This is a genomic window from Streptomyces sp. NPDC048211 (assembly GCF_043202315.1).
Lineage (GTDB): Bacteria > Actinomycetota > Actinomycetes > Streptomycetales > Streptomycetaceae > Streptomyces.
On record NZ_JBIDAD010000019.1, the window covers coordinates 1 to 9,925 of the forward strand.

General features: G+C 74.6%; 2 protein-coding genes. Both read right to left on the reverse strand.

Annotated features, from left to right (window positions below):
- On the reverse strand, positions 1-1,826 hold a 1,826-nt coding region (locus tag ACGFZA_RS38435), incomplete at its 3' end, for a type I polyketide synthase (RefSeq protein WP_393685341.1).
- 28 nt (positions 1,827-1,854) lie between these two features.
- The coding region (locus ACGFZA_RS38440) for an SDR family NAD(P)-dependent oxidoreductase (protein ID WP_393685343.1) at positions 1,855-9,925 on the reverse strand (8,071 nt) is incomplete at its 5' end.

The window sequence follows — 9,925 nt, forward strand, 5'->3', positions numbered from 1 at the left end:
AGGTTCCAGCCGGTGTGGGGTTGGAGGGCTTCGGCGGCGGCGGTGAGGTGCTGGGTGAAGACGGGTGAGGTCGCGAGGAGTTCGCGGGCCATGCCTTCCCACTGCGAACCCTGCCCCGGAAACACGAACACGGTCTTTCCGTGATCGGTTGCCACGCCCTCCACCACATCGGCCGACGGCACACCCCGGGCCAGCGAGTCGAGCGCCGGCACCAGATCCTCATGGCTCGCGGCCACGACGACCGCCCGATGGCCGAGCGCGGCCCGGCCCCGGGCCAGCACCCCGCCGACCGCCGCCCGGTCCAGTCCGGGACGGTCCTCCACGTACGCACGCAGCCGCCCCGCATGCTCCTTGAGAGCTTCCGGGTCGTGTGCGGACAACAGCCACGGCGCCGACCCCGAGGGCTCGGCCGCCGCCGCGGCCTCGCTGCCGGCGGCCTCCGTCGTGGGCGCCTCCAGGATGACGTGGGCGTTCGTCCCGCTGATCCCGAACGACGAGACGGCGGACCGGCGCGGCCGGCCGTGCTCGGGCCAAACGGCATCCTCGGTGAGCAGGCGCACGGCTCCGGCGTCCCAGTCGACGTGTGGCGAGGGCTCGTCCACGTGCAGCGTCCTCGGCAGCAGCCCGTGCCGCATGGCCTGCACCATCTTGATGATGCCGCCGACCCCGGCGGCAGCCTGCGTGTGACCGATGTTCGACTTCAACGACCCCAGCCACAAGGGATGTTCGGCCGGACGGTCCTGCCCGTACGTGGCCAGCAGTGCCTGCGCCTCGATGGGGTCGCCGAGCTTCGTCCCCGTGCCGTGGGCCTCGACGGCGTCGACGTCCGCCGTGGTGAGCCCGGCGTCGTCGAGCGCCTGACGGATGACCCGCTGCTGCGAGGGCCCGTTGGGCGCGGACAGCTGCCCGCTCGTTCCGTCCTGGTTGACGGCGGATCCCCGTACGACCGCGAGCACCCGGTGTCCGTTGCGGCGGGCGTCCGACAGCCGCTCCACGAGGAGCAGCCCGACCCCCTCGCCCCAGCCCGTGCCGTCGGCCGAAGCGGCGAACGCCTTGCACCGCCCGTCCGGGGAGAGCCCGCGCTGCCGGCTGAACTCGACGAACAGGCCGGGCGTGGCGATGATCGTCGCCCCGCCCGCGAGTGCGAGATCGCACTCGCCCCGGCGCAGGGACTGCACGGCCAGGTGCAGGGCCACCAGCGAGGACGAGCAGGCCGTGTCCACCGTCACCGCGGGGCCTTCGAGCCCGAAGGTGTACGAGAGGCGGCCGGATGCCACGGACCCGGCGCTGCCCGTGCCGATATACCCCTCCAGGCCGTCCGGTGCCCGGCGGATCCGCCCGCCGTAGTCCCCGTACATCACCCCGGCGAACACTCCGGTGCGGGAGCCGCGCAGCGTGTCCGGGTCGATTCCGGCCCGCTCGAACGCCTCCCAGGCGCTCTCCAGCAGCAGCCGCTGCTGCGGGTCGATGGCCGTCGCCTCGCGCGGGCTGATCCCGAAGAACGCCGGATCGAACCGGTCCGCGTCGTGCAGGAAGCCGCCCTCCCGCGCATAGCTCCGGCCGGTCCGCTCCGGATCGGGGTCGTAGAGCCCTGCGGTGTCCCAGCCCCGGTTCTCCGGGAACGGGGAGATCGCGTCGGTGCCCGATGCGACGACCTCCCACAGCTCCTCGGGGGAGCGCACCCCGCCCGGATAGCGGCACGACATGCCGACGATCGCGATCGGTTCGTGCCGTTCCGCCTCGACCTCGGTCAGTCGCTGCCGGGTCTGGAGCAGGTCGTTGGTCACGCGCTTGAGGTAGTCGCGGAGCCTGGCCTCGTTCGTCATGCGACGTCAACTCTCCTCGTCGTACGGATTATTCGGAGCCGAGCTGTCCGTCGATGAGCCGGAACAGCTCGTCGTCGGATGCCTGGTCCAGCTGAGGGGTGGCAGTGATGGTGCCGGTGTCCGGGGCAGTTGAAGGGGTGTCACCGGACACGGCGAGCCTGGCCTGCAGGGAGGCCAGCCGCACGGTGATCCGTTCGCGGGCCTCCGCGCCGAGCGCGGCCCCGTCGAAGGCGGCCTCCAGCTCGTCGATACGCGCCAGCGTCGAGGCCGCCCCGCCGGGCAGCCGGTCGGTCAGCTCCCCGTGCAGATGGGTGGCGAGCGCGGTCGCGGTCGGCCGGTCGAAGAGCAGAGTGGTGGGCAGCCTCAGCCCGGTCTCGGCACCGAGGCGGTTGCGCAGTTCGACAGCGGTCAGCGAGTCGAAGCCGAGGTCGAGCAGACCGCGGTCGGCGGGCACGGGCCGGTTCGGCGGATGTCCGAGGATCTCGGCCACCACCGCCCGCACCAGATCCAGCACGATGCGCGGCCGCTCCGCCTCCGGCGCCTCGGCCAGCTTGCGGACCCACGGGGCATCGCCGCCCGCATCGACGACGGACCCCCCACCCGCCCCGGTGACCGCTGCGGTCCGCCGCGCCGGCAGGGCGACCAGGGTCCGCAGCAGTGGCGGTACGCGGTCCGGGTCACCGAGCCGCCGAAGCGCCGAGGTGTCCAGCCGCGCGGGCACGGCGGTGGCGAGCCCCGAGGCCAGCGCGGAGTCGAACAGCGCGAGCCCCTCCTCGGCCGTCAGGGGCGCGATGCCGGTCCGCGCGATCCTGGCCAGATCGGCGCTGCTCAGGTCCCCGCCCAGGCCGCCCGGCTGCTCCCACAGCCCCCAGGCGAGGGAGAGCGCGGGCAGCCCGAGCGCGCGGCGGTGCTGGGCGAGCGCGTCCAGGTAGGTGTTCGCGGCCGCGTAGTTGGCCTGGCCCGCGTTGCCGATGACGCCCGCGACCGAGGAGAACAGGACGAACGCGTCCAGCTCGATGCCCCGCTCCAGGGTCAGCTCGTGCAGCAGCAGGGCGGCATCGGCCTTCGGCCGGAGAACCGTCGCGAAGGCGTCGTCGGTGAGTGCCGCCAGCGTCGCGTCCGCCGTGACCCCCGCCGCATGGACGACGGCGATCAGCGGATACGCGTCGGGGAGGGCGTCGAGGAGCGCCGTGAGCGCGGCCCGGTCGGCGATGTCGCAGGCCGTGAGGGTGACCTCGGCACCGAGACGGGTGAGGTCGTCCACGAGCTGCCGGGCACCCGGGGCGTCCGGGCCGCGGCGGCCGGCCAGGTGGAGCCGCCGCACCCCGTGGTGGGTGATGAGCCGTTCCGCGACCAGCCGGCCGAGCGCCCCCGTGGCGCCGGTCACGAGCACCGTGCCGCGCCCCGCGTCCGGCAGGGCCGTACGGCCCTCGAGGGAGGCCGGGACGGAGGTCAGCCCCGGAACCAGCACATCACCTTCGCGGAGGGCCAGTTGGGGTTCCCCGGTGCCGAGCGCCGCGTCCCGTACGAGGGCGGATTCGTCCGTCCCGTCCGTGTCGACCAGGACGAACCGTCCCGGATGCTCGGTCTGTGCCGTGCGCACCAGCCCCCACCACGCCGACCGGTCCAGGCCCGGCACCGGCTCGCCGTCGCGGACCGCCAGCGCCCCGGTCGTGGTGACGACCAGCCGGGCCCGCTCGAACCGGGCGTCGGCCACCCAGTCGCGCAGCACCTGCGCGAGGCCGGGCAGGGAACGCCGCTCCTCGTCCAGCACGGCGTCGCCGAGGAACTCGCCCTCCGCGTCCGCGATCCGCAACGCCTCGTCGAAACCGACCGCGCCCGGCTCCGGGCCGGGGGCGGACCGTGCCGTCCACTCCACCCGGTACAACCCGTCCGGTTCCCGGCGGGCCCGCGCGAACCGCGACGGATCGGCCTCCCGGACCACGAGGGAGGCGACGGAGAGCACCGGAACCCCGGACTCGTCGGTCAGCAGCAGCTCGGTGGTGTCGGGCCCCGCCGGGGACAGCCGCACCCGCAGCGACCCGGACCGTGTCGGGAGCACACGCACCCCGTTCCAGGAGAACGGGACCGGCAGCCCGCCGGACGGACCGGGGCCCGCGAGCGCGAGCGGATGCAGGGCCGAGTCGAGGAGCGCCGGTGTGAGGAGGTGGCCGTCGTCGCTCTCGGCCAGGCCCACCTCCGCGAACCAGGTCCCGTCCCCGGGATCGCGCCAGGCAGCCCGCAGCCCCTGGAACGCGGGCCCGTACGCGTAGCCCAGCGCGGCCAGCTCGGCGTAGGCGCCGGCGACCTCGACGGGTTCCGCCCCGGCGGGCGGCCAGCTCCCCGTCTGCGGCGCGGGCTGCGCGGCGGTGTCCGGTGCGAGTACCCCGGAGGCGTGCACCGTCCACGCCCGGCCGTCCGCGCCGCCCTGCTGCCCGGCGTCGGTCCGGGAGTGGACCGTGACCGTCCGGCGACCGTCCGCCCCCGCGGCTCCCACGCTCACCTGCACCTGGACGGACCCCGTCTCCGGGATCAGGAGCGGATCGCTGAGCGTCAGCTCGTCGACCGTGTCGGCCCCGGCCCGCCCGCCCGCGTACAGGGCGAGCTCCAGCAGGGCGGCTCCCGGCAGGACGACGGTGCCGAGCACCGCGTGGTCGGCCAGCCACGGATGGCTGTCCAGGGAGAGCAGCCCCGTATGGACTGTTCCCGTGCCGCCCGCGAGTTCCACGGCGGCCCCGAGCAGCGGATGGTCCGTCGCTCCGAGCCCCGCCTGCTCCACCCGGGCGGCCCCGGCGGGCGCGGCCGGGCGGTCGAGCCAGTACCGCTCGCGCTGGAAGGGGTACGTGGGCAGCTCGACCCGCCCGCCGCCGTCCCGCGCCCCGTACACCGTCCGGCCCACGGTGCCACCGGCGGCGTGCAGCGCGCCGAGGGCCTCGGGCAGGGAGCGGAGTTCGGAGCGGTCGCGGCGCAGCAGCGGCAGCAGCACCGCCTCGGGGTGCGAGTCGGCGGCCATGGTCGCGAGCACCGCGTCCGGGCCGAGCTCCAGGAACGTTCCGATGCCGAGGTCCTTCAGGGTGCGGACCCCGTCGGCGAAGCGGACGGCCTCGCGGGCGTGGCGTACCCAGTACCCGGCCGAGGCGAAGTCGTCGGGATCGACGGCTTGTCCGGTGAGATCGGAGATCACCGTGAGGGCCGGCGCCCGGAACTCCAGCCCCGACACCACCTCCCGGAACTCCGCGAGCACCGGTTCCATCAGCGGCGAATGGAAGGCGTGGCTCACGGTGAGCCGGCGCGTTCTGGCACCCGACTCCGCCGCCCGCCGGGCGAAATCGTCCACCGCTCCGGCCTCGCCCGACACGACGGTCGCCCGGGGCCCGTTGAGAGCGGCGATGCCCACGCGGTCGTCCAGACCGGTCAGCAGGCGTGTCACCGCGTCCTCGTCGAGTGCCACGGCCAGCATGGCGCCCCCGGCCGGCAACCGCTGCATCAGCCGCCCCCGGGCCGCGACCAGTGTCGCGGCGTCACCCAAAGACAGCACACCGGCCGCGTGCGCGGCGGTCACCGAACCGACGGAGTGCCCGAGCAGTGCGTCGGGACGGGTCCCGAAGTGCTCCACCAGCCGGAACAACGCCGTCTCCAGGGCGAACAGGGCGGGCTGTGTGTACCGGGTCTCGTTCAGCAGGGCCGCTTCCGGCGTCCCCTCGTCGGCGAACACGATGTCCCGCAGCGAGCGGCCGACGAGCGGATCCAGCGCCGCGCACACCTCGTCGAAGGCGGCGGCGAACACGGGGTACGCCGCGTACAGTTCCCGGCCCGCCCCCGCACGCTGGCTGCCCTGACCGGTGAAGAGGAACGCGGTCCGCACCCGCTCGGGCGCCACGGTCTCCCGGGTCTCGCCCGACGCGAGCGAGGCCAGCGCGCGCAGCGCCTCGTCGCGGTCGGCCGCGACGAAGGAGGCACGGTGCCCGAAGGCTCCGGGACCGGCCGCCAGAGCCGCCGACACCGCGGCCGGGTGCAGTCCGGGATCCCGTTCCAGGACCTCGGCCAGCCGCGCCGCCCGGGCCCGCAGCGCACCGGGCGTGTGCCCGGACACCAGCCACGGTACGAGCGGGCCGTCGGTGCTGCGGACCTCCGCAGCAGCCGGGGTGTCCGCCGGTGCCTCCAGGATCACGTGGGCGTTGGTCCCGCTGATCCCGAAGGACGACACGGCTGCCCGCCGGGGCCGGCCGTGCTCCGGCCAGGGGGTCGTCTCGGTGAGCAGCTCGACGCCGCCCTCCGACCAGTCGACATGCGGGGTCGGCCGGTCGATGTGCAGACTCCTGGGCAAAGTGCCGTGACGCATGGAGAGCACGGTCTTGATGACACCCGCGACGCCCGCCGCGGCCTGCGTGTGCCCGATGTTGGACTTCACCGAGCCCAGCAGCAGCGGCCGGCCGCCGGGCCGGTCCTGCCCGTAGACGGCGAGCAGTGCCTGGGCCTCGATCGGGTCCCCGAGCCGTGTCCCTGTCCCGTGCGCCTCAACGGCGTCGACGTCCCGGGCCGTGAGCCCGGCCCGGTCCAGGGCCTGGCGGATGACCCGCTGCTGGGAGGGGCCGTTGGGTGCGGTGAGGCCGTTGCTCGCCCCGTCCTGGTTGACGGCGGAGCCCCGGAGCAGGGCCAGGACCTCATGGCCGTGGCGCCGCGCGTCCGAGAGCCGCTCGACGAGCAGCAGCCCGACACCCTCGCCCCAGCCGGTGCCGTCGGCGGCCTCGGCGAACGGCTTGCACCGCCCGTCGGCGGAGAGCCCCCGCTGCCGGCTGAACTCGACGAAGGTCGCGGGACCCGCCATCACGGTCACGCCGCCGGCGAGCGCCAGATCGCATTCGCCCTGCCGCAGCGCCTGGGCGGCGAGATGCAGAGCCACCAGGGACGAGGAGCACGCCGTGTCCACGGTCACCGCCGGGCCCTCGAGCCCGAAGGTGTACGAGACCCGGCCCGAGGCCACACTGCCCGCGCTCCCGCTGACCAGGTATCCCTCGACCTCACCGGGGGCGTTCGGCGCCTGGTGCAGCCGGGCGCCGTAGTCGTTGTACATCACCCCGGCGAACACCCCGGTCCGGGAGCCTCGCAGCCCGGCCGGATCGATCCCGGCCCGCTCGAACGCCTCCCAGGCCGTCTCCAGCAGCAGCCGCTGCTGCGGGTCCGTGGTGAGGGCCTCGCGCGGGCTCATCCCGAAGAACTCCGGGTCGAAGTCGGCGGCCGTGTGCAGGAACCCGCCCTCCCTGGCGTACGAGGTGCCCGGGCGGGACGCGTCGGGGTCGTAGAGCCCTTCCAGGTCCCACCCCCGGTCGGTGGGGAAGCCGGAGACCGCGTCGGTCCCGTCACTGACGAGGCGCCACAGCTCCTCCGGCGTGGTCACCCCGCCCGGGAAACGGCAGGCCATGGACACGATGGCGATCGGATCGTCGACGGGGGCGCCCGTCGGCGCGGTCGCGGGGGCGTCGGTCCGGTCCGCGCCCGCCCCGGCACCGACGAGTTCGGTACGCAGCAGCGCGGCGAGGGCCAGCGGGGTCGGGTGGTCGAACACCAGGGTGGTGGGCAGGCGCAGACCGGTGGCCGTCCCCAGCCGGTTCCGGAGATCGACGGCGGCCAGCGAGTCGAAGCCGAGATCGGTGAACGCGCGCCCGTCGGGTACCGCCTCCGCGTCCGCGTGGCCCAGCACGGTGGCGGTCGTGGCCCGCACCAGTTCCAGCAGCTTCCCCTCCACAGCCTCGTCCGGCAGGCCCGCCAGCTGGTCTGCGTACGTCGAACCTGACCTGAGGGAGGTCGAGTTGGAGGCCCGGCGAGTGCGCTTCGACGCCAGGGACCGCAGTGGTGCGGGGACCGGCACGCCTCCCTCGCCCAGGGTGGCGGTGGCGAAGCGGGAGGCGACGATCAGCGGACTCCGGGAGCCGAGTGCCTCGTCGAACAGCCGGAGGGCGCTCTCCTCGGGAAGCGGCGCGATACCCGACCGGGCGAGCCGCGCGAGATCGGTGGCGCCCAGCCGCGACCCCATGCCCTCGGGCTGGTCCCAGAGCCCCCAGGCGAGTGAGGTGGCGGGCAGGCCGAGGGCGTGCCGGTGCTGGGCGAGCGCGTCCAAGTAGGCGTTGGCGGCGGCGTAGTTGGCCTGCCCGGCCGTGCCGGTGACACCGGTGACCGAGGAGAAGAGGACGAAGGTGGCCGGTTCCAGGCCGAGTTCACGGGTGAGTTCGTGCAGCAGCAGGGCCGCGTCCGCCTTCGGCCGCAGGACCGTGTCGAGGCGGTCCGGGGTGAGGTCCTCCAGCACGCCGTCGTCGAGCACCCCCGCGGCGTGCACGATCCCACGCAGGGGGTACGCGGCGGGGATGCCGGTGAGCAGACGGGTGACGGCATCGCGGTCTGCGGTGTCGCAGGCGACGAGTGTCACCTCGGCACCCAGCTCGGCGAGGTGCGCGAGCAGTTCCGGCGCACCCGGGGCCGCCGGCCCGCGCCGCCCGGCGAGCAGCAGGTGCCGGACGCCGTGATGGGTGATGAGCCGCTCGGCGACGCCGGCGCCCAGCGCCCCGGTGGCTCCGGTCAGCAGCCATGTGCCCGCCCCGTCCGGGCCGGCGATCGGTCCGGGCGGGGACGACGGGTCCGGGCTCTGTGAAGCGATCCGGGCAAGCCGTGGGACGAGCACCAGCCCTTCGCGCAGCGCGAGTTGCGGTTCGTCGCCGTCCAGCGCTCCGGCCAGGGCGTGTGCGCTGGCCGTGCTGTCGTCCGTGTCGACCAGGACGAAGCTGCCGGGGTGCTCGGACTGGGCGGTGCGCAGCAGACCCCACACAGCAGCCGCCGCCAGGCCGGTGACGGCCTCGCCCGGCTCGGCCGCGACAGCGCCCGAGGTGACGACGGCGAGCCTGGCACCGGAGGGCCGCGCGGCCCTCAGCCACTCCTGGACCAGCGCCAGGGCCCGGTTGGCCGACTCGGACGCGGAGAGGCCGGAGCCGATCCGTACGATCTCGGCCTCGGGCAGGGCGGCACCGGCCCGCCGGGTGTGCACCACCGGCGCTGTCCAGCGCACTTCGTAGAGCGCGTCGCCGCTTGCGGCGGCCGATGAGGAAGCCGTCACGGCGGGGGCGGGCAGCAGATGGACCGAGTCGACGGAGACGACCTGCTCCCCGGCCGAGTCGGTCAGCGACAGGGACATCGCGTCCCCGCCGGCCGGCTCCAGCCGGATGCGTACCGAGTCGGCTCCCGTGGCATGCAGGCGAATCCCGGACCAGGAGAAGGGGAGCTTCAGCTCCGCACCGCCGTTGCGCAAGGGCAGAAGGTGCAGTGCGGCGTCGAGCAGCGCGGGGTGCAGAGCGAACTTCTCGGCGGAGTCCCGCAGTTCGTCCGGCAGTGCGGCCTCGGCGAAGAGGGTGTCCCCGACCGTCCAGGCGTCCCGCAGATTGCGGAAGCCCGGACCGTACCCGTAGCCCAGCCGCTCCAGCTGTTCGTAGACCTCGGCCACGTCCGTGCGGACCGCGCCGGCCGGCGGCCACACGGTCTCCGGCGTGGCGGTCTCGTCGTCCGGCGGTGCCAGCCGGCCGGAGGCGTAGCGCACCCAGGGCGAACCGGCTGCGGGCCGGGCGTGCACGCTGAACGGCCGCCGGTCCGTGTCGTCGGGGGCGCCGACCGTGAGCTGGAGCGGCACGGCGGAGCCGTCGGCCGGCAGGGGGAGCGGAGCCTCGAGGGTCAGCTCGTCCACGACCGGGACGTCGGCCTTCTCGCCCGCCCGCAGCGCCAGTTCGACGAAGAGCGCCGCAGGTACGAGCGGCACCCCGCCCATCGCATGGTCGGCGAGCCAGGGGAGCAGTGCGGTACCCGTCTCGCCCGTGAAGAGCAGACCGTCGTCCTCGGCGAGCTCGACGGCGGGGGTGAGCAGTGCGTCGCTCCCGTCGGCCCCTGTCGCGTCCAGCCAGTAGTGGGTGGGTTGGAAGGGGTAGGTGGGGAGGTTGGTGTGTGGGGTGGTGGGGGTGGGTGGGGTGGTGGGGGTTCCTTGTGCGTGGGTGGTGGCGAGGGCGGTTTGGTAGGTGTGGTTTTCGTTGTGGTTTTTGCGGAGGAGGGGGGTGGTGTGGGGT